At 55.5% G+C, this 25,560-nt stretch carries 20 protein-coding genes; all 20 read left to right on the top strand.

All coding sequences use genetic code 11. From position 1 onward, the window contains the following. The first annotated feature begins 10 nt into the window (after nucleotides 1-10). Nucleotides 11-1,297: an HlyD family type I secretion periplasmic adaptor subunit gene (locus tag JYG33_RS12955; RefSeq protein ID WP_243430350.1), complete on the top strand. Its 1,287-nt coding sequence runs from the start codon at nucleotides 11-13 to the stop codon at nucleotides 1,295-1,297. Nucleotides 1,298-1,405: 108 nt separating this feature from the next. Further along, nucleotides 1,406-2,020, top strand: a complete 615-nt coding sequence (locus tag JYG33_RS12950; protein ID WP_207872610.1) for a response regulator transcription factor — start codon at nucleotides 1,406-1,408, stop codon at nucleotides 2,018-2,020. A 175-nt stretch (nucleotides 2,021-2,195) separates the two neighbouring features. Further along, entirely contained in the window at nucleotides 2,196-15,575 is a 13,380-nt protein-coding gene (locus JYG33_RS12945; protein ID WP_207872609.1) for an Ig-like domain-containing protein, read from the top strand. Nucleotides 15,576-15,999: 424 nt separating this feature from the next. Beyond that, on the top strand, nucleotides 16,000-16,632 hold the full coding sequence (locus tag JYG33_RS12940; RefSeq protein ID WP_207872608.1) for a transglutaminase-like cysteine peptidase: 633 nt from the start codon (nucleotides 16,000-16,002) through the stop codon (nucleotides 16,630-16,632). A gap of 100 nt (nucleotides 16,633-16,732) precedes the next feature. Further along, nucleotides 16,733-18,673, top strand: a complete 1,941-nt coding sequence (locus JYG33_RS12935) for a LapD/MoxY N-terminal periplasmic domain-containing protein (RefSeq protein WP_207872607.1) — start codon at nucleotides 16,733-16,735, stop codon at nucleotides 18,671-18,673. 278 nt (nucleotides 18,674-18,951) lie between these two features. After that, nucleotides 18,952-19,320 (top strand): 50S ribosomal protein L14, encoded by a 369-nt coding sequence (gene rplN / locus JYG33_RS12930; RefSeq protein WP_153231433.1) that lies wholly within the window; start codon nucleotides 18,952-18,954, stop codon nucleotides 19,318-19,320. Nucleotides 19,321-19,332: 12 nt separating this feature from the next. After that, entirely contained in the window at nucleotides 19,333-19,653 is a 321-nt protein-coding gene (rplX, locus tag JYG33_RS12925; protein WP_153231432.1) for a 50S ribosomal protein L24, read from the top strand. Between the two features lie 12 nt (nucleotides 19,654-19,665). Further along, a complete protein-coding gene (gene rplE / locus JYG33_RS12920; protein ID WP_042489408.1) occupies nucleotides 19,666-20,205 on the top strand; it encodes a 50S ribosomal protein L5 in 540 nt (179 codons plus the stop codon). Between the two features lie 10 nt (nucleotides 20,206-20,215). Further along, entirely contained in the window at nucleotides 20,216-20,521 is a 306-nt protein-coding gene (rpsN, locus tag JYG33_RS12915; protein ID WP_207872606.1) for a 30S ribosomal protein S14, read from the top strand. 11 nt (nucleotides 20,522-20,532) lie between these two features. Then, nucleotides 20,533-20,928 carry a 30S ribosomal protein S8 gene (gene rpsH / locus JYG33_RS12910; protein ID WP_026484822.1) on the top strand — a complete coding sequence of 132 codons (396 nt, stop codon included), beginning with the start codon at nucleotides 20,533-20,535 and terminating at the stop codon, nucleotides 20,926-20,928. Between the two features lie 12 nt (nucleotides 20,929-20,940). Continuing rightward, entirely contained in the window at nucleotides 20,941-21,474 is a 534-nt protein-coding gene (gene rplF / locus JYG33_RS12905) for a 50S ribosomal protein L6 (RefSeq protein WP_207872605.1), read from the top strand. Nucleotides 21,475-21,495: 21 nt separating this feature from the next. Continuing rightward, nucleotides 21,496-21,849, top strand: a complete 354-nt coding sequence (gene rplR / locus JYG33_RS12900; RefSeq protein WP_009459977.1) for a 50S ribosomal protein L18 — start codon at nucleotides 21,496-21,498, stop codon at nucleotides 21,847-21,849. Nucleotides 21,850-21,861: 12 nt separating this feature from the next. Beyond that, nucleotides 21,862-22,383, top strand: coding sequence for a 30S ribosomal protein S5 (gene rpsE, locus JYG33_RS12895; protein ID WP_003805367.1), 522 nt, complete (start codon nucleotides 21,862-21,864; stop codon nucleotides 22,381-22,383). Between the two features lie 3 nt (nucleotides 22,384-22,386). Then, on the top strand, nucleotides 22,387-22,572 hold the full coding sequence (rpmD, locus tag JYG33_RS12890; protein WP_003805366.1) for a 50S ribosomal protein L30: 186 nt from the start codon (nucleotides 22,387-22,389) through the stop codon (nucleotides 22,570-22,572). A gap of 11 nt (nucleotides 22,573-22,583) precedes the next feature. Then, nucleotides 22,584-23,024, top strand: a complete 441-nt coding sequence (gene rplO / locus JYG33_RS12885) for a 50S ribosomal protein L15 (protein ID WP_094198139.1) — start codon at nucleotides 22,584-22,586, stop codon at nucleotides 23,022-23,024. Between the two features lie 12 nt (nucleotides 23,025-23,036). Beyond that, on the top strand, nucleotides 23,037-24,362 hold the full coding sequence (secY, locus tag JYG33_RS12880) for a preprotein translocase subunit SecY (protein WP_003805363.1): 1,326 nt from the start codon (nucleotides 23,037-23,039) through the stop codon (nucleotides 24,360-24,362). A gap of 9 nt (nucleotides 24,363-24,371) precedes the next feature. Next, the gene (gene infA / locus JYG33_RS12875) at nucleotides 24,372-24,590 is read left to right on the top strand and encodes a translation initiation factor IF-1 (protein WP_003805361.1); all 219 of its coding nucleotides are present in this window, start codon (nucleotides 24,372-24,374) and stop codon (nucleotides 24,588-24,590) included. Between the two features lie 33 nt (nucleotides 24,591-24,623). After that, nucleotides 24,624-24,737, top strand: a complete 114-nt coding sequence (gene rpmJ / locus JYG33_RS12870; RefSeq protein ID WP_003805360.1) for a 50S ribosomal protein L36 — start codon at nucleotides 24,624-24,626, stop codon at nucleotides 24,735-24,737. Between the two features lie 36 nt (nucleotides 24,738-24,773). Next, on the top strand, nucleotides 24,774-25,139 hold the full coding sequence (gene rpsM, locus JYG33_RS12865) for a 30S ribosomal protein S13 (RefSeq protein WP_189392888.1): 366 nt from the start codon (nucleotides 24,774-24,776) through the stop codon (nucleotides 25,137-25,139). Between the two features lie 14 nt (nucleotides 25,140-25,153). Then, nucleotides 25,154-25,552 carry a 30S ribosomal protein S11 gene (rpsK, locus tag JYG33_RS12860; RefSeq protein ID WP_003805343.1) on the top strand — a complete coding sequence of 133 codons (399 nt, stop codon included), beginning with the start codon at nucleotides 25,154-25,156 and terminating at the stop codon, nucleotides 25,550-25,552. The last annotated feature ends 8 nt before the right edge of the window (nucleotides 25,553-25,560 follow it).

The raw sequence follows: 25,560 nt of genomic DNA, 5'->3' as shown, positions 1-25,560 counted from the left end.
TGGCAACAATATGGTCAAGAACGCTTCCTGGACAGCTCGCTACCAGGAAGTGCGCGGCTCTACCTTGCTGATCTGGCTAAGCCTTTTGGCGTTATGCGTGCTGATCGTCTGGGCAAGCCTGGCCAGTATTGATGAAGTTGTGCGCGGTGAAGGCAAAGTGGTGCCTTCTCGCCAGGTGCAGATTGTGCAAAGCCTGGACGGCGGCGTTGTTGAAGAAATTCTGGTGCGGCCCGGTCAATCCGTGGAAGCCGGTGAAGTGCTGCTGCGAGTTGATCCTACGCGTGCCTCGTCGTCTCTGGGTGAGAACGAAGCCGAATCCTTGTCCTTGATGGCCAAGGCGGCTCGTCTGGAAGCCATTGCGGCCGACCAGCCCTTTGATATGCCCAGCGAAGTTCTGGAGAAAGCACCGGATCTGGCTGAAATGGAGCGCCGTGTCTGGCAGGCTCGGACAGAAGAGCTTCGCACCAATATTTCGGTGGCTCAAGAGCAGTTGAACCAGCGTCAACAGGAATTGCGTGAAACGCAGGCTAACCGTGACCAAGCGGCATCCAGTTGCGGGCTGACTTCGCAAGAGCTGCAAATGACTCGTCCTTTGCTTAAGAGCGGAGCGGTGTCCGAAGTGGACTTGCTGCGCTTGCAACGTGATGTGGCTCGTTACTGCGGTGAACAGAAAGCAGCTACCGCACAGATCAGCCGTATTCAAGCCTCCATTCAGGAAGCTCAGAACCGTATTGGCGAAGTGGAAATCATCTTCCGCAACCAGGCCCGTACCGAGCTGGCTGAAACACGCGCCAAATTGGCTTCTCTGGAACAAGGCCAACGCGCCTTGGCTGATCGTGTGCGACTGGCTGAAGTGCGCTCGCCTGTGCGCGGCACGGTCAAGACGCTGTCTGCCAATACGGTGGGCGGTGTGCTGCAACCCGGTAAAGATATTCTGGAAATCGTGCCTACCGATGACACCTTGTTGCTGGAAGTACGTATTAATCCGCGCGATATCGGGTTTCTGCACTCGGGACAGACTGCCGAGGTCAAGTTCACGGCTTATGACTTCGCCATCTATGGTGGCTTGCCTGGCGTGCTGGAGCAAACCAGTGCCGACACCATTACCGATGAAAAAGGCAATTCATTCTATATAGCTAAGGTACGTACTGACACGGTTTACGTCGGTGACGATAACCGTCCAATCTTGCCCGGTATGGTGGCCGATGTGCACATCCTGACGGGCAAGCGGACAGTTATGCAGTACTTACTCAAACCTATTCTCAGGGCCAGATCCAACGCCTTCAGGGAGCGTTAAGGCCGATCGGTCCGTTGGGGGAGTAGCGCTGACGATAGAGGTGTAACACCCGAGTCAGACCAAGAGCTGATGGCTTATAGCTCGTGTTACCAGTAAGGGAAAAGCGGTATGCGACAAGTAAATTCGGTTTTATTTCTGACTGCCGATGAGGCGTTGTGGCAGCATTGGCGTCATCTGGAATCCGTGACCTGGCTGCCCGCCAGAGGGCAGGGCATGGACGATTTATTGCGTTGGAAACAACAGCATCGTGATCTGGTGGTGGTCGATAGCGCCCTGGCTTTGTGGAACCATCCTCAGTGGGCCCAGGCCGTGCAGGGCATGAAAGTAATTATCGCCAGCCCCCGGCCACTGGATACGGAAGGCCAGTCTGTTCTGGCTTTGGGTGCGCGTGGTTACATTCATGCTTACAGTTCCTCCCCGCTGCTGGTGCAGGCGCTGGATCATGTGGCCAGTGGCCAGGTCTGGGTGGGCGAGTCCTTGCTGAGCCGTTTGCTCAGCGATGTCACCCGTCGTCTGGAACCGAAGGCGGGTTGGGAAAGCACCTTGACCAGCCGTGAAGTCGAGGTTGCGCAACGCGCCTCGCTGGGTCACTCCAATCAGTTGATTGCAAACGATCTGGGAATCACCGAAAGAACGGTGCGCGCCCATCTCCAGGCTGTTTTTGAGAAGCTGAATGTAACAGATCGTTTGATGTTGGCGCTAAAAGTACACGGCATAGCCTAAGCGCCTGCTCGCCGTCCCGTTCGTATTGTTAAGTTAAGTCAATAACAATAAATAAAACAGCGAACTGGCGGCGACGCCAATATCGAGCAGCGGGTCAACTCGCTATTCTCTGATCAAAGAAAGTCAATTTCAGACTGCTGCGTCGCCGCGGTCTTTTTTTAGGAATCAGACAGTCATGGCACTGGATACTGTTTTAGTAACCCGAGTTGAAGGTACGGCATGGATTCGTACCAGCGATGGTTCAAAAGTAGCTGTAAAAGAAGGGATGCGTGTCCCTGTTAACGCCGAGATCATCACCGAGACCGGCGCCAGCGTCGAACTCGAAATCCCAGGCAGCCCACCCATGACGATTTCCGATAACCGGTCTTTCCTGGTTAGCGGAGATATCGCAGAAACGGATGTGGACCCTGTGGCAGCCGCCCTGGCCAACCCCAACGACCCAGCCATTACGGCTGTGTTGGCCGCTTTGGAAGCCGGCAATGACCCATTCTCCCAACTTGACCCAACCGCTGCCGTATTGACCGGTGGTGGCGAAGGCGGTGGCAGCAGCTTCACTCGTCTGGTCAGCATTGTGGAAACCACGCGCCCACTGGCACTGGAATACCCACGTCCTGGCGTGCCTAATGTTGAAAACGTGCGCTTGGGTGGCTACAGCGGTACAGGCGAAGAAGAAGCCGGTCCCCTGGTTCCCCCCTCCGTTACCGTCAAGATCAACGACGACGGCACGGTTACCTTCACGTTCACTGAAGTGCCATTTGGCTTCGACATCGAAGACATCGTGGTCACCGGCGGTGGTCGCATCGAAGGCCTGACGCCTGACAATAAAGATCCCAAGACCTGGACCGGCACACTGGTTCCCCCACCGAACTACGAAGGCGAAATCACCGTCAAAGTACCTGACGGTAGCTACACCAACGAAGTGGGCACACCAGGTAACGGCGGCGAAGACACGACCACGGTCGACACTCTGCCTCCAGAAGCCGAAATCACCATCGACCCCATCACGGGCGACGACGTGATTAACAAAGACGAGTCCGACGGCGACGTCACCATCACCGGTACGGTGGGTAAAGACGTCAAGCCAGGCGACAAGGTCACCGTGACCATCGGTGGCAAAGAGTACGAAACCACCGTTAACCCGGACGGCAAGACCTGGAGCGTGGACGTTCCTGGCTCCGAACTGGTCAATAACGACAAGATTGAAGCCAAAGTCACTACGACTGACGAGGCTGGCAACAGCACAACTGTCACTACCGATCGTCCTTACGAAGTAGACGTCACGCCTCCTGAAGCCGAGATCAAGATTGATCCGATCACGGGCGATGACGTTATCAACAAGGAAGAGTCGGGCGGCGATGTCACGATCACCGGTACGGTGGGCAAAGACGTCAAACCTGGCGACAAGGTCACTGTGACCGTAGGTGGCAAAGAGTACGAAACCACCGTTAACCCGGACGGCAAGACCTGGAGCGTGGACGTTCCTGGCTCCGAACTGGTCAACAACGACAAGGTTGAAGCCAAAGTTACCACGACTGATGACGCTGGCAACACAACGACCGCTACCGACGAGAAGCCTTACGACGTAGACGTTACGCCTCCTGAAGCCGAGATCAAGATTGATCCGATCACGGGCGACGACGTTATCAACAAGGAAGAGTCGGGCGGCGACGTCACGATCACCGGTACGGTGGGTAAAGACGTCAAACCTGGCGACAAGGTCACTGTGACCGTAGGTGGCAAAGAATACGAAACCACCGTTAACCCAGACGGCAAGACCTGGAGCGTGGACGTTCCTGGCTCCGAACTCGTCAACAACGACAAGGTTGAAGCCAAAGTCACCACGACTGATGACGCTGGCAACACAACGACCGCTACCGACGAGAAGCCTTACGACGTAGACGTTACGCCTCCTGAAGCCGAGATCGCGATCAACGTGATCGCTGAAGACGACGTCATTAACAAAGCCGAATCGGAAGGGGATGTCACTGTCTCTGGTACGGTTGGTAAAGACGTCAAGGCAGGCGACACCGTCACCGTGACCGTGAACGGTAAGGATTACACCACTACTGTTAACGCCGATGGCAAGACCTGGAACGTAGACGTTCCTGGTGCCGAACTGGCCAAGGACAGCAATGTTCACGCCAAGGTTGAGACCGAAGACGCCGCGGGTAACCCAGCTAGCGCTGAAGCTGACCGCGGCTACGGTGTGGATACCGATCTGCCTGAAGCTGAGATCGCTATTAACGTGATCGCTGAAGATGACGTAATCAACAAGGCTGAGTCCGAGTCCGACGTGACCATCACCGGTACCGTGGGTAAGGACGTCAAGGCCGGTGATACCGTGACCGTGACGGTCAATGGCAAGGACTACACGACCACGGTTAACGCCGACGGCAAGACCTGGAACGTGGACGTTCCTGGTGCTGAACTGGCCAAGGACAGCAACGTCCACGCCAAGGTTGAGACCGAAGACGCGGCTGGTAACCCAGCCAGCGCTGAAGCCGACCGTGGCTACGGCGTCGACACCGATCTGCCAGAAGCTGAGATCGCGATCAACGTGATCGCTGAAGATGACGTCATCAACAAAGCCGAATCGGAAGGGGATGTCACTGTCTCCGGTACGGTTGGTAAAGACGTCAAGGCAGGCGATACCGTCACCGTGACCGTGAACGGCAAGGATTACACGACCACGGTTAACGCCGATGGCAAGACCTGGAACGTAGACGTTCCTGGTGCCGAACTGGCCAAGGACAGCAATGTTCACGCCAAGGTTGAGACCGAAGACGCTGCTGGTAACCCAGCCAGTGCTGAAGCCGACCGTGGTTACGGCGTAGACACCGATCTGCCAGAAGCTGAGATCGCGATCAACGTGATCGCTGAAGACGACGTAGTCAACAAGGCTGAGTCCGAGTCCGACGTGACCATCACCGGTACCGTGGGTAAAGACGTGAAGGCTGGCGATACGGTTACTGTGACCGTGAACGGCAAGGATTACACGACCACCGTTAACGCCGATGGCAAGACCTGGAACGTCGACGTTCCTGGTGCTGAACTGGCCAAGGACAGCAATGTCCACGCCAAGGTTGAGACCGAAGACGCGGCTGGTAACCCAGCCAGCGCTGAAGCCGACCGTGGCTACGGCGTCGACACCGATCTGCCAGAAGCTGAGATCGCGATCAACGTGATCGCTGAAGATGACGTCATCAACAAAGCCGAATCGGAAGGGGATGTCACTGTCTCCGGTACGGTTGGTAAAGACGTCAAGGCTGGCGATACCGTCACCGTGACCGTGAACGGCAAGGATTACACGACCACCGTTAACGCCGATGGCAAGACCTGGAACGTGGACGTTCCTGGTGCCGAACTGGCCAAGGACAGCAATGTCCACGCTAAGGTTGAGACCGAAGACGCCGCTGGTAACCCAGCGTCGGCTGAAGCTGACCGTGGTTACGGCGTAGACACCGATCTGCCCGAAGCTGAGATCGCGATTAACGTGATCGCCGAAGACGACGTCATCAACAAAGCCGAATCGGAAGGGGATGTCACTGTCTCTGGTACGGTTGGTAAAGACGTGAAGGCCGGTGATACCGTGACCGTGACGGTCAATGGCAAGGATTACACGACCACCGTTAACGCCGATGGCAAGACCTGGAACGTGGATGTTCCTGGTGCTGAACTGGCTAAGGACAGCAATGTCCACGCCAAGGTGGAGACCGAAGACGCCGCTGGTAACCCAGCGTCGGCTGAAGCCGACCGTGGTTACGGCGTAGACACCGATCTGCCTGAAGCCGAGATCGCGATCAACGTGATCGCCGAAGACGACGTAGTCAACAAGGCTGAGTCCGAGTCCGACGTGACCATTACTGGTACGGTTGGTAAGGACGTGAAGGCCGGTGACACCGTGACTGTGACCGTGAACGGCAAGGACTACACGACCACCGTTAACGCTGATGGCAAGACCTGGAATGTAGACGTTCCTGGTGCCGAACTGGCCAAGGACAGCAATGTTCACGCCAAGGTGGAGACCGAAGACGCGGCTGGTAACCCAGCTAGCGCTGAAGCCGACCGTGGCTACGGTGTGGATACTGATCTGCCTGAAGCTGAGATCGCGATCAACGTGATCGCTGAAGATGACGTGATCAACAAAGCCGAATCGGAAGGGGATGTCACTGTCTCTGGTACGGTTGGTAAAGACGTCAAGGCTGGCGACACCGTCACCGTGACCGTGAACGGCAAGGACTACACGACCACCGTTAACGCTGATGGCAAGACCTGGAATGTAGACGTTCCTGGTGCTGAACTGGCCAAGGACAGCAATGTCCACGCTAAGGTTGAGACCGAAGATGCGGCTGGTAACCCAGCCAGCGCTGAAGCTGATCGCGGTTACGGCGTCGACACCGATCTGCCTGAAGCCGAGATCGCCATTAACGTGATCGCTGAAGATGACGTAGTCAACAAGGCTGAGTCCGAGTCCGACGTGACCATTACTGGTACCGTGGGTAAAGACGTCAAGGCCGGCGACACCGTCACCGTGACCGTGAACGGCAAGGACTACACCACCACCGTTAACGCCGACGGCAAGACCTGGAACGTAGACGTTCCTGGTGCTGAACTGGCCAAGGACAGCAATGTCCACGCCAAGGTTGAGACCGAAGATGCGGCTGGTAACCCAGCCAGCGCTGAAGCCGACCGTGGCTACGGCGTAGACACCGATCTGCCAGAAGCTGAGATCGCGATCAACGTGATCGCTGAAGATGACGTCATCAACAAAGCCGAATCGGAAGGGGATGTCACTGTCTCCGGTACGGTTGGTAAGGACGTGAAGGCCGGTGACACCGTGACTGTGACCGTGAACGGCAAGGACTACACGACCACCGTTAACCCTGATGGCAAGACCTGGAATGTAGACGTTCCTGGTGCCGAACTGGCCAAGGACAGCAATGTTCACGCCAAGGTTGAGACCGAAGACGCTGCTGGTAACCCAGCCAGTGCTGAAGCCGACCGTGGTTACGGCGTAGACACCGATCTGCCAGAAGCTGAGATCGCGATCAACGTGATCGCTGAAGACGACGTAGTCAACAAGGCTGAGTCCGAGTCCGACGTGACCATCACCGGTACCGTGGGTAAAGACGTGAAGGCTGGCGATACGGTTACTGTGACCGTGAACGGCAAGGATTACACGACCACCGTTAACGCCGATGGCAAGACCTGGAACGTCGACGTTCCTGGTGCTGAACTGGCCGAGGACAGCAATGTCCACGCTAAGGTTGAGACCGAAGACGCGGCTGGTAACCCAGCTAGCGCTGAAGCCGACCGTGGCTACGGCGTAGACACCGATCTGCCTGAAGCTGAGATCGCGATCAACGTGATCGCTGAAGACGACGTGATCAACAAAGCCGAATCGGAAGGGGATGTCACTGTCTCCGGTACGGTTGGTAAAGACGTCAAGGCTGGCGATACCGTCACCGTGACCGTGAACGGCAAGGATTACACGACCACCGTTAACGCTGATGGCAAGACCTGGAACGTCGACGTTCCTGGTGCCGAACTGGCCAAGGACAGCAACGTCCACGCCAAGGTTGAGACCGAAGACGCGGCTGGTAACCCAGCCAGCGCTGAAGCCGACCGTGGCTACGGCGTCGACACCGATCTGCCAGAAGCTGAGATCGCGATCAACGTGATCGCTGAAGATGACGTCATCAACAAAGCCGAATCGGAAGGGGATGTCACTGTCTCCGGTACGGTTGGTAAAGACGTCAAGGCTGGCGATACCGTCACCGTGACCGTGAACGGCAAGGATTACACGACCACCGTTAACGCCGATGGCAAGACCTGGAACGTGGACGTTCCTGGTGCCGAACTGGCCAAGGACAGCAATGTCCACGCTAAGGTTGAGACCGAAGACGCCGCTGGTAACCCAGCGTCGGCTGAAGCTGACCGTGGTTACGGCGTAGACACCGATCTGCCCGAAGCTGAGATCGCGATTAACGTGATCGCCGAAGACGACGTCATCAACAAAGCCGAATCGGAAGGGGATGTCACTGTCTCTGGTACGGTTGGTAAAGACGTGAAGGCCGGTGATACCGTGACCGTGACGGTCAATGGCAAGGATTACACGACCACCGTTAACGCCGATGGCAAGACCTGGAACGTGGATGTTCCTGGTGCTGAACTGGCTAAGGACAGCAATGTCCACGCCAAGGTGGAGACCGAAGACGCCGCTGGTAACCCAGCGTCGGCTGAAGCCGACCGTGGTTACGGCGTAGACACCGATCTGCCTGAAGCCGAGATCGCGATCAACGTGATCGCCGAAGACGACGTAGTCAACAAGGCTGAGTCCGAGTCCGACGTGACCATTACTGGTACGGTTGGTAAGGACGTGAAGGCCGGTGACACCGTGACTGTGACCGTGAACGGCAAGGACTACACGACCACCGTTAACCCTGATGGCAAGACCTGGAATGTAGACGTTCCTGGTGCCGAACTGGCCAAGGACAGCAATGTTCACGCCAAGGTTGAGACCGAAGACGCCGCTGGTAACCCAGCGTCGGCAGAAGCTGACCGTGGCTACGGTGTCGACACCGATCTGCCCGAAGCCGAGATCGTGATCAACGTGATCGCTGAAGATGACGTAGTCAACAAGGCTGAGTCCGAGTCCGACGTGACCATTACTGGTACGGTTGGTAAGGACGTGAAGGCCGGTGACACCGTGACTGTGACCGTGAACGGCAAGGACTACACGACCACCGTTAACGCCGATGGCAAGACCTGGAACGTGGATGTTCCTGGTGCTGAACTGGCCAAGGACAGCAATGTCCACGCCAAGGTTGAGACGGAAGACGCCGCTGGTAACCCAGCTAGCGCTGAAGCTGACCGCGGTTACGGCGTAGAGACCGATCTGCCTGAAGCTGAGATCGCGATCAACGTGATCGCTGAAGACGACGTAGTCAACAAGGCTGAGTCCGAGTCCGACGTGACCATTACTGGTACCGTGGGTAAAGACGTCAAGGCAGGCGACACCGTCACCGTGACCGTGAACGGCAAGGACTACACCACCACCGTTAACGCCGACGGCAAGACCTGGAACGTAGACGTTCCTGGTGCTGAACTGGCCAAGGACAGCAATGTCCACGCCAAGGTGGAAACGGAAGACGCCGCTGGTAACCCAGCTAGCGCTGAAGCTGACCGTGGCTACGGTGTAGACACCGATCTGCCTGAAGCTGAGATCGCCATTAACGTGATCGCCGAAGACGACGTGGTCAACAAGGCCGAGTCCGAGTCCGACGTGACCATTACTGGTACCGTGGGTAAAGACGTCAAGGCCGGTGACACCGTGACCGTGACGGTCAACGGTAAGGACTACACGACCACCGTTAACGCCGATGGCAAGACCTGGAACGTGGACGTTCCTGGTGCTGAACTGGCCAAGGACAGCAATGTTCACGCCAAGGTTGAGACCGAAGACGCCGCTGGTAACCCAGCTAGCGCTGAAGCCGACCGTGGCTACGGCGTAGACACCGATCTGCCAGAAGCTGAGATCGCGATCAACGTGATCGCTGAAGATGACGTCATCAACAAAGCCGAATCGGAAGGAGATGTCACTGTCTCCGGTACGGTTGGCAAGGACGTCAAGGCTGGCGATACCGTCACCGTGACCGTGAACGGCAAGGATTACACGACCACCGTTAACGCCGATGGCAAGACCTGGAACGTAGACGTTCCTGGTGCTGAACTGGCCAAGGATAGCAATGTCCACGCTAAGGTTGAGACCGAAGACGCCGCTGGTAACCCAGCGTCGGCTGAGGCTGACCGCGGTTACGGCGTCGACACCGATCTGCCTGAAGCTGAGATCGCGATCAACGTGATTGCTGAAGATGACGTCATCAACAAAGCCGAATCGGAAGGAGATGTCACTGTCTCCGGTACGGTTGGCAAGGACGTCAAGGCTGGCGACACCGTGACCGTGACCGTGAACGGCAAGGATTACACGACCACCGTTAACGCCGATGGCAAGACCTGGAACGTGGACGTTCCTGGTGCCGAACTGGCCAAGGACAGCAACGTCCACGCCAAGGTTGAGACCGAAGACGCCGCTGGTAACCCAGCTAGCGCTGAAGCTGACCGCGGCTACGGTGTCGATACCGATCTGCCAGAAGCCTCGATCACCATCAACACCATTGCTGGTGACGATGTGATCAACAAGGCTGAGTCCGAGTCCGACGTGACCATCACCGGTACCGTGGGTAAAGACGTCAAGGCCGGTGATACCGTGACCGTGACGGTCAATGGCAAGGACTACACCACCACCGTTAACGCCGACGGCAAGACCTGGAACGTAGACGTTCCTGGTGCTGAACTGGCCAAGGACAGCAATGTTCACGCCAAGGTTGAGACCGAAGACGCGGCTGGTAACCCAGCCAGTGCTGAAGCCGACCGTGGTTACGGCGTAGACACCGACCTGCCAGAAGCTGAGATCGCGATCAACGTGATCGCTGAAGACGACGTAGTCAACAAGGCTGAGTCCGAGTCCGACGTGACCATCACCGGTACCGTGGGTAAAGACGTGAAGGCAGGTGACACCGTGACCGTGACGGTCAATGGTAAGGACTACACGACCACCGTTAACGCCGATGGCAAGACCTGGAACGTGGATGTTCCTGGTGCCGAACTGGCCAAGGACAGCAATGTTCACGCCAAGGTTGAGACCGAAGACGCTGCTGGTAACCCAGCCAGCGCTGAAGCTGACCGCGGCTACGGTGTCGATACCGATCTGCCAGAAGCCTCGATCACCATCAACACCATTGCTGGTGACGATGTGATCAACAAGGCCGAGTCTGAGTCCGACGTGACCTTGACGGGTACGGTTGGCAAGGACGTCAAGGCTGGTGACACCGTGACTGTGACCGTGAACGGCAAGGACTACACGACCACGGTTAACGCCGATGGCAAGACCTGGAACGTGGACGTTCCTGGTGCCGAACTGGCCAAGGACAGCAACGTCCACGCCAAGGTGGAAACGGAAGACGCCGCTGGTAACCCAGCTAGCGCTGAAGCTGACCGCGGCTACGGTGTCGATACCGATCTGCCAGAAGCCTCGATCACCATCAACACCATTGCTGGTGACGATGTGATCAACAAGGCTGAGTCCGAGTCCGACGTGACCATCACCGGTACCGTGGGTAAAGACGTCAAGGCCGGTGATACCGTGACCGTGACGGTCAATGGTAAGGACTACACGACCACTGTTAACGCCGACGGCAAGACCTGGAACGTAGACGTTCCTGGTGCTGAACTGGCCAAGGACAGCAATGTTCACGCCAAGGTTGAGACCGAAGACGCGGCTGGTAACCCAGCCAGTGCTGAAGCCGACCGTGGTTACGGCGTAGACACCGACCTGCCAGAAGCTGAGATCGCGATCAACGTGATCGCTGAAGACGACGTAGTCAACAAGGCTGAGTCCGAGTCCGACGTGACCATCACCGGTACCGTGGGTAAAGACGTCAAGGCCGGTGACACCGTGACCGTGACGGTCAATGGTAAGGACTACACGACCACCGTTAACGCCGATGGCAAGACCTGGAACGTGGATGTTCCTGGTGCCGAACTGGCCAAGGACAGCAATGTTCACGCCAAGGTTGAGACCGAAGACGCTGCTGGTAACCCAGCCAGCGCTGAAGCTGACCGCGGCTACGGTGTCGATACCGATCTGCCAGAAGCCTCGATCACCATCAACACCATTGCTGGTGACGATGTGATCAACAAGGCCGAGTCTGAGTCCGACGTGACCTTGACGGGTACGGTTGGCAAGGACGTCAAGGCTGGTGACACCGTGACTGTGACCGTGAACGGCAAGGACTACACGACCACGGTTAACGCCGATGGCAAGACCTGGAACGTGGACGTTCCTGGTGCCGAACTGGCCAAGGACAGCAACGTCCACGCCAAGGTGGAAACGGAAGACGCCGCTGGTAACCCAGCTAGCGCTGAAGCTGACCGCGGCTACGGTGTCGATACCGATCTGCCAGAAGCCTCGATCACCATCAACACCATTGCTGGTGACGATGTGATCAACAAGGCTGAGTCCGAGTCCGACGTGACCATCACCGGTACCGTGGGTAAAGACGTCAAGGCCGGTGATACCGTGACCGTGACGGTCAATGGTAAGGACTACACGACCACTGTTAACGCCGATGGCAAGACCTGGAACGTGGACGTTCCTGGTGCTGAACTGGCCAAGGACAGCAATGTCCACGCCAAGGTTGAGACCGAAGACGCCGCTGGTAACCCAGCCAGCGCTGAAGCCGACCGTGGCTACGGTGTCGATACCGATCTGCCCGAAGCCTCGATCACTATCAACACCATTGCTGGTGACGATGTGATCAACAAGGCTGAGTCCGAGTCCGACGTGACCTTGACGGGTACGGTTGGCAAGGACGTCAAGGCTGGTGACACCGTCACCGTGACCGTGAACGGCAAGGACTACACGACCACTGTTAACGCCGACGGCAAGACCTGGAACGTAGACGTTCCCGGTGCCGAACTGGCCAAGGACAGCAATGTCCACGCCAAGGTTGAGACCGAAGACGCCGCTGGTAACCCAGCTAGCGCTGAAGCCGACCGCGGCTACGGCGTAGACACCGATCTGCCCGAAGCCTCGATCACCATCAACACCATTGCTGGTGATGATGTGATCAACAAGGCTGAGTCCGAGTCCAACGTGACCTTGACGGGTACAGTTGGCAAGGACGTGAAGGCTGGCGACACGGTTACTGTGACCGTGAACGGCAAGGACTACACGACTACTGTTAACGCCGACGGTAAGACCTGGAACGTGGACGTTCCCGGTGCCGAACTGGCTAAGGACAGCAACGTCCACGCCAAGGTTGAGACCGAAGACGCCGCTGGTAACCCCGCGTCGGCTGAAGCTGACCGCGGCTACGACGTTCAGACCGCTTTGCCTAAGGCCGAGATTGCTATCGACACCATTGCTGGTGACGACGTGATCAACAAGGCTGAGTCCGAATCCAACATCACCCTGACGGGTACGGTTGGTCAGGACGTCAAGGCTGGTGACAAAGTCACCGTGACCGTGAACGGCAAGGACTACACAACCACGGTTAATACCGATGGCAAGACCTGGAGTGTGAGCGTTCCTGGTTCCGAGCTGGCTCTGGATGACAACGTCCACGCCAAGGTTGAGACCAAGGATGCTGCCGGTAACAGCGCTAGCGCTGAAGCCGACCGCGACTACGGTGTGCAGACCACATTGCCTGAAGCCGAGATCACTCTGGATCCGATCGCTGGTGACGGCGTGCTGGATCATAAGGAAGCTGGCGACGGCAAGGGCACGATTGACGTGACCGGTACGGTTGGCAAGGATGTACAGCCTGGCGATACCGTGACTCTGACTATCGGTGGCAAGGAATACACCGGTACCGTTGGCAATGATCTGACCTTCAAGATCCCAGTACCTGTACAGGATCTGTTGAAGAACGATACGGTTGATGCCAAGGTAACGACGACAGACTCGGCTGGTAACAGCGCTTCTGCCAACGACTCTGGCCCATACACGCTGGATGTGGATCAGTTGATCATTGATGGTAACGGTGGTGGCAATCCGAATGGTGGCGTGGGCGACGACGTCATTATTGGTGACCGCGGCGGTGTGCAAGAGAACATCGTTCACGGCCAGAGCTACAACATTGCCATCCTGGTTGACCGTTCCAACAGCATGAAAGAGGCTTCTGGTACGGACAACATGAACCGTATGCAGTTGCTGAAGGCTGCGCTGACGACCTTGGCTGAAAGCTTGGCCAACCACGAAGGCGGCACGGTGAACCTGAGTATCATCGGCTTTGGTACCAAGGCTGATACGCCTATCGTGTTCAAGGATCTGACTCATGCAGATTTGATAAAACTGCTGAATTCGATCGATACCTTGAACGGTTACAACTCTGGTTGGAACTCCAACGTTGGTGGTACCAACTACGAAGCAGCCTTCAAAGCGGCTGAAGCATGGTTCAAGACTGGCGATGCACCGGCAACAGACAAGAACGGCAACGCTTATGAAAACGTTACGTACTTCCTGACTGACGGTAATCCAACCCAGTACGGTACTGGCCAAGGTGCTGGTAGTGGCTATGACGCTACTGCTGACTCGCGTGGTAAGACTGCTTACGACAGCTTGGTTACTTCTTCGGGTAGCAAGGTGTACGCGGTGGGTATTGGTAACGACGTCAGCGTGGATGTTCTGCGCAAGTACGACAACACCGGTACTGAGGTTGTTGATGTTATTCGTGGCACTAAGGACGTTACTGACTTTGAAAACGGTCGTCATGACGGTTGGGATAAAGTCAGTGGCAACGGTTCTCTGGGTGTTCAGAATTTGGGTAGCAGCCGTAATCCTGATAACCGTTTGGAAATCACCGATACCTATAGCCGTAATGGCGATACCGCGACCACGGTGGCTGGCCCAGGGATGACAGTCGCTGCGGGCAGCTATGGCAAACTGAGCTTCCACTATGCAGAGAATGGCCGTAATAGCCAGGACGTGTTCCAGTGGCAACTGCAGAAGTTCAACGTGAAAACAGGTAACTGGGAAGTTGTGCAGGAAGGTGGCCGCCCAGGTAGCTCCGGCACTATCACGACCAAGCCAGTTGGCGAAGGCCAGTACCGCTTCGAGTTCCTGGTGGATGATCGTTCCAGCAGCGGTAACTACAAGGTCTACATTGACGACGTCACGATGTTGTCCTCCGGCAATTCGAATGATTGGAAAGAGGTCAACAAGGTCGACATCGTCAACACCAAGGAAGACCTGGATGCAGCCTTGAAGGGTGGTTCCATAACGAACGATCCAGCCCCTGTTGGTAACGATCACATCATCGGTGGTGATGGTAATGACATCATCTTCGGTGACACGATCAACACCGACGGTTCGGTTTTGCCATGGCATGAAGTGGGTGGTCGTCCAGACAACCTGCCTGATGGCTCCGGTCTGAAGGCGCTGGAAGTGTTCTTGCAGATGAAGAACAACGGCACTCCAGCAACAGGTAATGATCTGTACGAGTACATCAAGGAAAACCACGCCGACTTCAACGTCGACGGCGACAAGCGTGGCGGTGACGATATCCTTGACGGTGGCGCAGGTAACGACATCCTGTACGGTCAGGGCGGTAACGACACCTTGATCGGTGGTGCCGGTGACGACATCATGTTCGGTGGTGAGGGTGATGACACCTTTGTGTGGAACAAGGGCGATCAAGGCACTACTAGCAAACCGGCTGTGGATTACGTGATGGACTTTGGTGATTCGGGTACCGACACCTTGGATATCACTGATCTGTTGTCGGGCCACGACCTCAACAACGGCGACCTGAGCCAGTACCTGACGGTAGGCAGCTCGGCTAACGGCAAGATGGAAATTGGTATCAGTTCTCAAGGTAATGGCCAGATCGATCAGAAGATCATTCTGGACAACATCGACTTTGACGCAGAGAAGGCAGCTCAGATCGCCAACTCGCTGAAAGACGGTACCTTGAAGTCTTCTGATTTCTAAGCTGTTCACTGGATAGGCACTACCTGCGGGTAGTGTCCAAGCCCCACAAACCTATTTGGGTTTGTGGGGTTTTTTTATGTCTGTGGCTTGTCGTCAGCGCCAATAGTGGGCACCTGGCATTTGTGACTATGATCGTGATGTGTCGCAAGAAAGAGGGCGCATGCAGCAGGGCTATTGACCACGCTTAGCCGGTAAGTGCGCTGTTCTGCGGGTTGCCACGTGGTGGCCTCTCTTTTCAGGGATAGTTCAGGGCCGTTTAACAGCCTGCTCTATATATAGAGGGATTAGGCGCTTTGTCGATTGCCAAGCGTTCACTAAATAGGCAAGCTATAACGCCGTTATAAGGGTTTGCTTATTTGGGATTGACGTGCTCTTGTCTTTTGCCTGGCTACGCCTTTTTCTTCGATCTAGGGTTGCGCTGTTTGTGCTGGTCGCACTGCTGGTATTGGTGTGGCTGCCCTTGTCGGCGCCTGCCTTGCAGTTCGAGGCAAGCAAGATTCGTCAGACCGCTGTTTCCCGTTTTGGCGCCCGTGCCGGGACTGCCGTGGATCGGTGGATGGCCAATCTGGAATCCGCTCGTGGTTTAAGCGAGCGTCGCCAGCTAGATGCCGTTAATGATTTCTGGAATATGAATGTGATGGCGGGCGAGGACATTCATATCTGGGGCCAGTTGGATTACTGGGCAACGCCCATAGAAACTCTGGGCAAAGCAGCGGGTGACTGTGAAGATTTTGTCATCGGCAAGTATTTTTCCTTGTTGCACCTGGGTGTGCCTAATGAAAAACTGCGATTGATCTATGTACGTGCGCAGGTCGGTGGCCAAAGTATTGCGCACATGGTGCTGGGCTACTATCCCACGCCGCAGTCCGAGCCTTTGTTGCTCGATAATTTAAGCGGTTCAATTCGCCCCGCCAGCCAACGTCCTGATCTGACCCCTGTGTTCAGCTTTAACTCACAAGGGGTGTATGTGGGTAATGCCCAAAAAGGTTCGGTAGACAGTATTAGCCGCTGGCGCGGTTTGCTGGAAAAAATGCGTAAGGAAGGTTTTGTGCCTTGATGATGAACACAGTCTTTGTGTGTGATGACAGATCAGGAACAAATCCCAGACACCCCTCAGGGTGGGCTAGACCAGAATTTATGGAATATACGGAAGCGCTATGTCTTTACTTAAACAGCTCTTGCTAAGTGTCTCGTGCGCGATTCTTGCTATTTTGATTGGCACGCTGTGGTTTAGCGTGGATTCGGCAAGGCAGTACTTAAGTAGCCAATTGCAGGCTCAGGGCGAGTCGGCGGCGACCTCGCTGGCCTTGACCTTGTCTCAGCCCAGCAACCAGGACCCGATTACGCAAGAGCTGCTGATCGCAGCTTTGTACGATACCGGTCAGTTTGAACGCATACGTTTTTACGACACTTCCGATACCGTCCTGGTAGAGCGCAGCGCTCAGCAGGAAACCCAGGTCAGTGGCTCCTCTCCTGCGTGGTTCGCCAACTCCTTGCCAATTGATGTGCCTTTGGCGTCTGCGCATGTCAGTAATGGCTGGAATCAGATTGGCACGATCGAGGTCAAGCCTGCCGACGAGTACGCTCGCGCCAGTCTGTGGAAAAGTTTTGTACGTGTCACTTTGCTGGTTCTGGGTGCCGGGATTGCCTGGGGCGTATTTGTATTGATGGTGATGGCCTGGTTGCGCCGTGCCTTGCGTGAGCACGTACAGTTCGAGCTGCAACAGATGGACCAAAGCGAATCTGTGCCCAGCCGCAAGAAAGTGCGCACGATTCCCGAGTTGGAGGCCGTGACACATACCTTGAGTACGGTGCAAAACCGTATCCGTGTCAGTAGCCAGGAGCAAAATGCCCGAATCGAGCAATTGCAGTTGGAGCTGAACTGCGACCCGGTGACGGGCCTGGCCAACCGCAAGTACTTCGTGAACTTGTTCCGTCAGGTATTGCAGCAAGAGGAGGGTGGCCATGTATTGCTGTTCCGTCAGCGGGACTTGCTGCCTTTAAATACCTCCTTGTCGCGCGACGCGGTAGATGCCTGGCTGAACCTGGTGACCCAGCGTTGTACAGAGCTTTTGAAGAAAAATGGCATGGATGCGGGCAATCTGGCTCGTTTGAATGGCTCCGACTTTATCGTGCTGCTTAAAGGTCAGACGGGTCCTCAGGTGATGGGCTTTGCTCAGGAATTGCGTACCGCCTTGCAGGAGTTGCGTCAGCCCCTGCCCGATGGCAGCCTGTGCCGATGGTCTATGGCGATGACAAACTACGAGGGCCAGGATTCGCTCAGCGCTGTGATGACGCGCTTGGATAATGCCTTGATGCGTGCCGAAGGGGCAGGGCACCAGGAAGTGGAGTACCGTCCTTCTGAAGGTGCCCATAGCGAGGCGGGTTCCTCTATTGGCGAGCAGGAATGGCACTCGCGTATTGAGCGGGGCCTGGAGCAGGGACGGATTGAACTGAATGTGAAGCCGGGCGTCGAAGTGTGGGGCCAGGCTGGCAAGATTCACGACGCTACCTTGAATTTGCTGCCCGAGCAGTCGGGCCAGGCCAGTTTGCCTGCTTATTTGTTTATCCCCGTTGCGGTTCGTTTGGGTCTGTCCGGGCAATGCGATTTGCGTACGATGGAGCTGGCAGGTGATTGGCTGGCTAAAAACGAAGGCAGTTTAAGCGTTCGAGTGTCCTGGGCATCGGTGATCAAGCCCGGATTTGCGGATCAGGTGGCTCAGGTGTTGGCTGCGGCAGGGGATACGGCGCAGCGTCTGATTATTGAGCTGGATGCCTACTGCCTGAGCGAGCATGATGTGGAAACGGTCGCTTTTGTGGATAAATTGCGCCCCTTGGGTGTGCAATTCGGTCTGCGCCGGGTGCTTGAACAGCCCGAGTCTATCCTGTGGTTGCACATGATGGCACTGAAGTACATTGTCCTGGACGATGAGCGTGCCCAGACTCTGCAGGCCGAGGTGGGTGGGCGACATTTACTGATGGCATTCTTGCAAAGTTTGCAGGAACTGGGCATTGGTTTGCGTCGAGTAACGCGAGCCAGCAATAGTGCCCAGTTGGATGAGTTGTTGCGTGAAAACGCCGTCGTGCCAAGGCCTTAGGAAATAAATCCTTGTTTTGTCGGGCCTTATTTGCTAGTATATGTGGCTTACCTCTTTATTTTGACCGGAGAGGCTTAGTCGCCTATCCGGATTGAAGTTGGTAATACAACGTTTTGTCTCTCGCAAGATTTCAACCTAGGGTTCGGCTTGCCGGACCAGATCGAGATCGGGTTTACGGTATCGAACTGGCTGGATCCGAATCTGACGGGACCAAAACTGGTTGTGTGACCCAGTCATTTTGGCTGGATCGTTGCAATTAAGTTGGAACAGGAAAAATCATGATTCAAATGCAGACCACGCTGGACGTGGCCGACAACACAGGTGCGCGTTCTGTAATGTGCATCAAAGTGCTGGGCGGCTCGAAGCGCCGTTATGCCGCAATTGGTGACGTTATCAAAGTTACCGTTAAAGAAGCGGCCCCGCGCGGACGCGTCAAAAAAGGCGAAATCTACAACGCTGTAGTGGTTCGTACCGCTAAGGGCGTGCGCCGTAAAGACGGTTCGCTGATTCGTTTCGGTGGCAATGCCGCCGTATTGCTCAATGCCAAGCTGGAGCCTATCGGCACCCGCATCTTCGGACCCGTGACGCGTGAACTGCGTACCGAGAAGTTCATGAAGATCGTGTCCCTGGCTCCCGAAGTGCTGTAAGGAGCGCGAAAAATGCAAAAAATTCGTAAAGGCGACGAAGTTATTGTGCTGACCGGCCGTGATAAAAAACGCCGTGGCACCGTACTGCAACGCGTCGATGCAGACCACGTTATCGTGGAAGGCATCAATGTCGTCAAAAAACACGTTAAAGCCAATCCTATGGCTGGCACGCAAGGTGGGATCGTCGACAAGACCATGCCTATCCATATCTCGAACGTTGCTCTGTTCAACCCAGAAACCGGCAAGGGCGACCGCGTTGGTATCCAGGTGATCGACGGTCAGAAGACGCGTATTTATCGTTCCAGCGGCAAAGCCGTTGGCGCCAAGGCATAAGGGGCGGATAACATGACACGTTTACAAGAGTTCTACCGCGAAAAAGTGGTTGCCGATCTGCAAAAGCAGTTCGAGTACAAGAGCATCATGGAAGTACCGCGCATCACCAAGATCACCCTGAACATGGGTGTCTCGGAAGCCGTTGCTGACAAGAAGATCATCGAGAACGCGGTATCGGACATGACCAAAATTGCTGGTCAGAAGCCCGTTATCACGAAAACCCGCAAAGCTATTGCCGGTTTCAAGATTCGCGAAGATTACCCGATTGGTTGTATGGTGACCCTGCGCGGTCAACGCATGTACGAATTCCTGGATCGTCTGGTCGCTGTGGCTCTGCCTCGCGTACGTGACTTCCGTGGTGTGTCGGGTCGTGCGTTTGACGGTCGTGGCAACTACAACATGGGGGTTAAAGAGCAAATCATTTTCCCCGAAATCGAGTACGACAAAATCGACGCAGTGCGTGGTCTGAACATCAGCATCACTACTTCTGCCAAGACGGACGAAGAGGCCAAGGCGCTGCTTAGCGCGTTCAGCTTCCCGTTCCGCAACTAAGGGGCGCAACGTGGCTAAACTTTCCCTCATCAATCGCGACATCAAGCGCGTCAAGCTGGCTGAGAAATTCGCCGCTAAACGTGCCGAACTGAAAGCGACCATTGACGACCAGTCCAAGTCTGACGAAGAACGCTACGAGGCTCGTTTGCAGTTGCAGCAATTGCCACGCAACTCGAACCCGACCCGTCAACGCAACCGTTGCGTTATCACCGGTCGCCCCCGTGGTGTTTTCAAGAAATTCGGTTTGACTCGCCATAAAGTGCGCGAAATGGCAATGCGCGGCGAGATCCCCGGTATGACCAAGGCCAGCTGGTAGGAGAAATACACATGAGCATGAGCGATCCAATCGCCGATATGTTGACCCGCGTGCGTAACGCGCAAATGGTCAACAAGACATCGGTCAGCATGCCCTCCTCGAAGCTGAAAGCAGCTATTGCTGCTGTGCTGAAAGACGAAGGCTACATCGAAGATTTCCGCATCGTTGGCGAAAAAGCCAAGCCAGAGCTGGAAGTCACCCTGAAATACTATGCCGGCCAGCCAGTCATCGAGCGCATCGACCGCGTTTCGCGTCCTGGACTGCGCATCTACAAAGGCAGCACAAACATCCCTCAAGTCATGAACGGCTTGGGTGTTGCTATCGTGTCCACGTCTCGCGGCGTGATGACCGATCGCAAAGCTCGTGCAGCTGGCGTCGGTGGCGAAGTGCTGTGCTACGTGGCATAAGGAGAACATCATATGTCACGTATCGCTAAGTATCCCGTTTCCCTGCCTAAGGGCGTAGAAACGACTATTGCCGCTGATCAGATCACGGTCAAAGGCCCTCTGGGCACTTTGGTTCAAGCTCTGACTGGCGACGTCACCATTGAACTTCAAGACGGTCAGCTGTCTTTTGCAGTTGCGAACGAAACCCGTCACGCAAACGCAATGTCCGGCACCGTGCGCCAACTGGTCAACAACATGGTTGTTGGTGTCAGCGCCGGTTTCGAACGCAAGCTGAGTCTGGTTGGCGTGGGCTTCCGTGCCTCCGTCCAGGGTAATGCCTTGAAGTTGCAACTTGGTTTCTCGCACGACATCGTGCACGACCTGCCTGAAGGCATCAAAGCCGAGTGTCCTACTCCGACTGAAATCGTGATCAAGGGCTCGAACAAGCAGGTGGTTGGTCAGGTTGCCGCAGAAATTCGTGGCTATCGTCCACCAGAGCCTTACAAAGGCAAGGGTGTACGTTACGTCGGCGAACGCGTCATCCTCAAGGAAACCAAGAAGAAATAAGCCCGCAGGCAAGGACGAATCATGGACAAGAAACAATCCCGTATGCGTCGTGCAGTGGCTACTCGCCGCAAGATCGCCGAGCTGCGCGTACACCGCCTGTCGGTGCATCGCACGAATACGCATATTTACGCGAGCATCATCTCGCCCGAAGGCGACCGCGTTCTGGTCAGTGCTTCCACTGTCGAGACCGAAGTTCGCAAAGAATTGGCCGTTGGCAGCAACGTAGCGGCAGCCAGCCTGGTTGGCAAGCGCGTCGCCGAAAAGGCGAAGGCTGCGGGCATCGAGACGGTTGCTTTTGACCGCTCGGGCTTCCGTTACCATGGCCGCGTGAAAGCGCTGGCCGAGGCCGCGCGTGAAGCCGGCTTGAAATTCTAAAGGAATTATCAAATGGCTAAAGCACAAGGCAGACAGGCTCCAGAGCAAGAGCGCGATGACGGCCTGAAAGAAAAGATGATTGCGGTCAACCGCGTCAGCAAAGTCGTTAAAGGTGGTCGCACCATGAGCTTTGCTTCGCTGGCCGTAGTCGGTGATGGCGATGGTCGCATCGGCATGGGTAAGGGCAAAGCCCGCGAAGTACCCGTTGCTGTTCAAAAGGCAATGGAACAGGCCCGTCGCGGTCTGATCAAAGTGCCTCTGAAAAACGGCACTCTGCATCACACCGTAGTTGGTAAGCACGGTGCAGCCACCGTTCTGATCTCTCCCGCAGCTGAAGGTACTGGCGTTATCGCCGGCGGCCCAATGCGCGCTATCTTCGAAGTGATGGGCGTTCGCAACGTCGTAGCCAAGAGCCTGGGTTCCAGCAACCCATACAACATGGTTCGCGCTACATTGAACGGTTTGCGTGCTTGCTCGACACCTGCTGACATTGCTGCCAAGCGCGGCAAGACAGTTGAAGAAATTCTGGGGTAAGTCATGGCACAGAAACAAATCAAAGTTACGTTGGTGCGTTCGGTCATCGGTACAAAGCAAAGCCATCGCGACACCGTTCGCGGCCTGGGTCTGCGCCGAGTCAACACCAGCCGTGTATTGGTTGATACTCCTGAGGTTCGTGGGATGATCCGCAAGGTGGATTATCTGGTTACGGTCTCGGAAGCCTGAAAGGAATCGGGATGTCTGAATTGCAATTAAACAATCTCAAGCCCGCCGCTGGCGCCAAACACGCAGCACGTCGTGTTGGTCGCGGTGTCGGTTCCGGCTTGGGCAAAACCGGCGGACGTGGTCATAAAGGCCAAAAATCCCGCTCGGGTGGTTTTCATAAAGTCGGTTTCGAAGGCGGTCAAATGCCTTTGCAACGTCGTTTGCCCAAGCGTGGTTTCACCACCCTGGACGACCACCTGTACGCAGAAGTACGTCTGTCCGAACTGCAAAAAATGGATGCCGAAGTTATCGACGTCCAGGCACTGAAGCAGGCTGGCGTGGTTGGCCAAATGGTGCGTTACGCTAAAGTCATCAAGTCCGGTGAACTTTCCCGTAAAGTTGCGCTGAAAGGCATTAATGCAACGGCCGGCGCTCGCGCCGTGATCGAAGCAGCCGGCGGCTCGCTGGAATAACAAGGGGTCACGGTGGCAAAAGCTCAGGCACAGAGTAAGTCGGGTCCGCGCTACGGCGATTTGAAACGTCGTCTCGTTTTCCTGTTGCTCGCCCTGATTGTCTACCGCTTGGGTACGCACATTCCGGTACCAGGCATCAATCCTGATGCCTTGTCCGAACTGTTTACTCAAAACCAGAGTGGTATTCTGGGTTTGTTTAATATGTTCTCCGGTGGTGCTTTAGAGCGATTCTCAGTGTTCGCACTGGGAATCATGCCCTACATCTCGGCGTCCATCATCATGCAATTGATGACCGCTGTGGTGCCTACGCTGGAAGCAATCAAGAAAGAGGGTGAGTCAGGTCGTCGCAAGATCACGCAGTACACCCGTTACGGAACAGTCTTTTTGGCCTTGTTCCAGGGAGTTGGGATTTCCATCGCTCTAGAATCACAGCCCGGTCTGGTTATCGACCCAGGGATGTTGTTTCGCTTCACGACAGTGGTAACACTGGTCACTGGCACCATGTTCGTCATGTGGCTGGGTGAACAGATCACTGAACGCGGATTGGGTAATGGTATTTCCATCTTGATCTTTGCCGGTATCGTAGCGGGTCTGCCTAATGCTTTGGGCGGCATGCTTGATCTGGTGCGTACGGATTCCATGTCGATTCTATCGGCACTGTTTATCCTCGTTTTAGTAGCCGCCGTCACGTACTTCGTCGTCTTTGTCGAGCGTGGTCAGCGTCGTATCACGGTCAACTACGCCAAACGGCAAGTAGGTAACCGTATCTATGGTGGTCAAAGCTCGCATTTGCCGCTGAAACTGAATATGGCTGGTGTGATCCCTCCGATCTTCGCCTCGTCCATCATTCTGTTGCCAGCGACGATTGCTAATTGGTTTTCCAGCACGCCCGGTCTGGGTTGGCTGCGTGAAATCGAGGCTGCTTTGTCGCCGCGTCAGCCGCTTTACATTACTTTGTTCTCCGCGCTGATCATTTTGTTCTGCTTTTTCTACACGGCCCTGGTGTTTAACAGCCGCGAAACTGCAGACAACCTGAAAAAGAGTGGAGCTTTCGTACCAGGGATTCGTCCCGGTGATCAGACAGCGCGTTATATCGACAAGATTTTGATGCGTTTGACGTTGGCCGGTGCTATCTACATCACCTTGGTATGTCTGGTACCAGAGTTCTTGCAAATGCGCTGGAATGTACCGTTTTATTTCGGCGGCACATCCTTGCTGATTATTGTTGTAGTAACCATGGACTTCATGGCGCAGGCCCAGGCCTATGTCATGTCACAACAATACGACTCGCTGCTCAAGAAGGCTAACTTCAAAGGCTCGAGCTTGCCGATGCGGTAATTCACGAAAATGGCAAAGGACGACGTTATTCAAATGCAGGGACAGGTTCTTGAGAACCTTCCCAACGCAACTTTTCGCGTCAAGCTGGAAAATGGTCACGTAGTGCTTGGATACATTTCAGGCAAAATGCGTATGCACTATATCCGGATTCTGCCGGGCGACAAGGTCACTGTGGAGCTCACGCCCTATGATCTATCCCGAGCACGAATTGTGTTCCGCTCCAAATAAGCGGCCCGGTTACAGGAAACTAGGAGTCAAACCATGAAGGTAATGGCATCAGTAAAGCGGATCTGCCGCAACTGCAAAATCATTAAACGTCATGGCGTGGTGCGAGTCATCTGCACCGATCCACGCCACAAGCAGCGTCAAGGCTAAGTTGCCGAAACGCAACCGATTTAACAAGGAATAACCATGGCCCGTATTGCCGGCATTAACATCCCGCCGCATCAACACGCCGAAATCGGTCTTACCGCGATTTTCGGCATCGGTCGCACCCGCGCTCGCAAGATTTGCGTTGCGTCGGGCATTGAATACTCCAAGAAGGTCAAAGATCTGACCGACGCGGAACTCGAGCGCATTCGCGAACAGATTGGCCTGTTCACCGTAGAAGGTGACCTGCGTCGTGAAGTTCAGCTCTCGATCAAGCGTTTGGCTGACTTGGGAACTTACCGTGGCATGCGTCACCGTCGCGGTCTGCCAGTGCGCGGCCAACGTACACGCACTAACGCTCGCACCCGTAAAGGTCCGCGTCGCGCCGCCGCGTCCCTGAAGAAATAATCGAGGAATAGAAGATGGCCAAAGCTTCTAGCAGCGCTTCACGCGCACGCAAGAAAGTCAAAAAAAGCGTGTCGGACGGGATTGCTCACGTCCACGCTTCTTTTAACAACACGATCATCACCATTACTGACCGTCAGGGCAACGCATTGTCCTGGGCAACGTCGGGTGGCGCGGGCTTTAAAGGCTCTCGTAAATCCACGCCGTTTGCCGCGCAGGTTGCCGCTGAAACAGCCGGCCGTACTGCCATGGAATACGGTATTAAAAATCTTGAAGTTCGCATCAAGGGTCCCGGCCCCGGCCGTGAATCGTCTGTGCGTGCTCTGAATGCTCTGGGTATCAAAATTACCAGCATTGCAGACATCACACCGGTTCCGCATAACGGTTGCCGTCCACCCAAGCGTCGTCGCATCTAAGGGGAAGC

The sequence above is a fragment of the Alcaligenes sp. SORT26 genome (assembly GCF_017377875.1).
Lineage (GTDB): Bacteria > Pseudomonadota > Gammaproteobacteria > Burkholderiales > Burkholderiaceae_B > Alcaligenes > Alcaligenes parafaecalis.
This window is presented reverse-complemented; position numbering and strand designations above follow the sequence as displayed.

What these genes read in the sequence shown, in the direction of transcription:
- JYG33_RS12945 (WP_207872609.1), top strand. Translation starts at nt 2,196, where the DNA reads ATGGCACTGGATACTGTTTTAGTAACCCGAGTTGAAGGTACGGCATGG.
- JYG33_RS12950 (WP_207872610.1), top strand. Translation starts at nt 1,406, where the DNA reads ATGCGACAAGTAAATTCGGTTTTATTTCTGACTGCCGATGAGGCGTTG.
- rplE (WP_042489408.1), top strand. Translation starts at nt 19,666, where the DNA reads ATGACACGTTTACAAGAGTTCTACCGCGAAAAAGTGGTTGCCGATCTG.
- rpsM (WP_189392888.1), top strand. Translation starts at nt 24,774, where the DNA reads ATGGCCCGTATTGCCGGCATTAACATCCCGCCGCATCAACACGCCGAA.
- rplN (WP_153231433.1), top strand. Translation starts at nt 18,952, where the DNA reads ATGATTCAAATGCAGACCACGCTGGACGTGGCCGACAACACAGGTGCG.
- rpmJ (WP_003805360.1), top strand. Translation starts at nt 24,624, where the DNA reads ATGAAGGTAATGGCATCAGTAAAGCGGATCTGCCGCAACTGCAAAATC.
- JYG33_RS12935 (WP_207872607.1), top strand. Translation starts at nt 16,733, where the DNA reads ATGTCTTTACTTAAACAGCTCTTGCTAAGTGTCTCGTGCGCGATTCTT.
- rpsH (WP_026484822.1), top strand. Translation starts at nt 20,533, where the DNA reads ATGAGCATGAGCGATCCAATCGCCGATATGTTGACCCGCGTGCGTAAC.
- rpmD (WP_003805366.1), top strand. Translation starts at nt 22,387, where the DNA reads ATGGCACAGAAACAAATCAAAGTTACGTTGGTGCGTTCGGTCATCGGT.
- infA (WP_003805361.1), top strand. Translation starts at nt 24,372, where the DNA reads ATGGCAAAGGACGACGTTATTCAAATGCAGGGACAGGTTCTTGAGAAC.
- rplF (WP_207872605.1), top strand. Translation starts at nt 20,941, where the DNA reads ATGTCACGTATCGCTAAGTATCCCGTTTCCCTGCCTAAGGGCGTAGAA.
- rplR (WP_009459977.1), top strand. Translation starts at nt 21,496, where the DNA reads ATGGACAAGAAACAATCCCGTATGCGTCGTGCAGTGGCTACTCGCCGC.
- rpsK (WP_003805343.1), top strand. Translation starts at nt 25,154, where the DNA reads ATGGCCAAAGCTTCTAGCAGCGCTTCACGCGCACGCAAGAAAGTCAAA.
- rpsE (WP_003805367.1), top strand. Translation starts at nt 21,862, where the DNA reads ATGGCTAAAGCACAAGGCAGACAGGCTCCAGAGCAAGAGCGCGATGAC.
- JYG33_RS12955 (WP_243430350.1), top strand. Translation starts at nt 11, where the DNA reads ATGGTCAAGAACGCTTCCTGGACAGCTCGCTACCAGGAAGTGCGCGGC.
- rplO (WP_094198139.1), top strand. Translation starts at nt 22,584, where the DNA reads ATGTCTGAATTGCAATTAAACAATCTCAAGCCCGCCGCTGGCGCCAAA.
- rplX (WP_153231432.1), top strand. Translation starts at nt 19,333, where the DNA reads ATGCAAAAAATTCGTAAAGGCGACGAAGTTATTGTGCTGACCGGCCGT.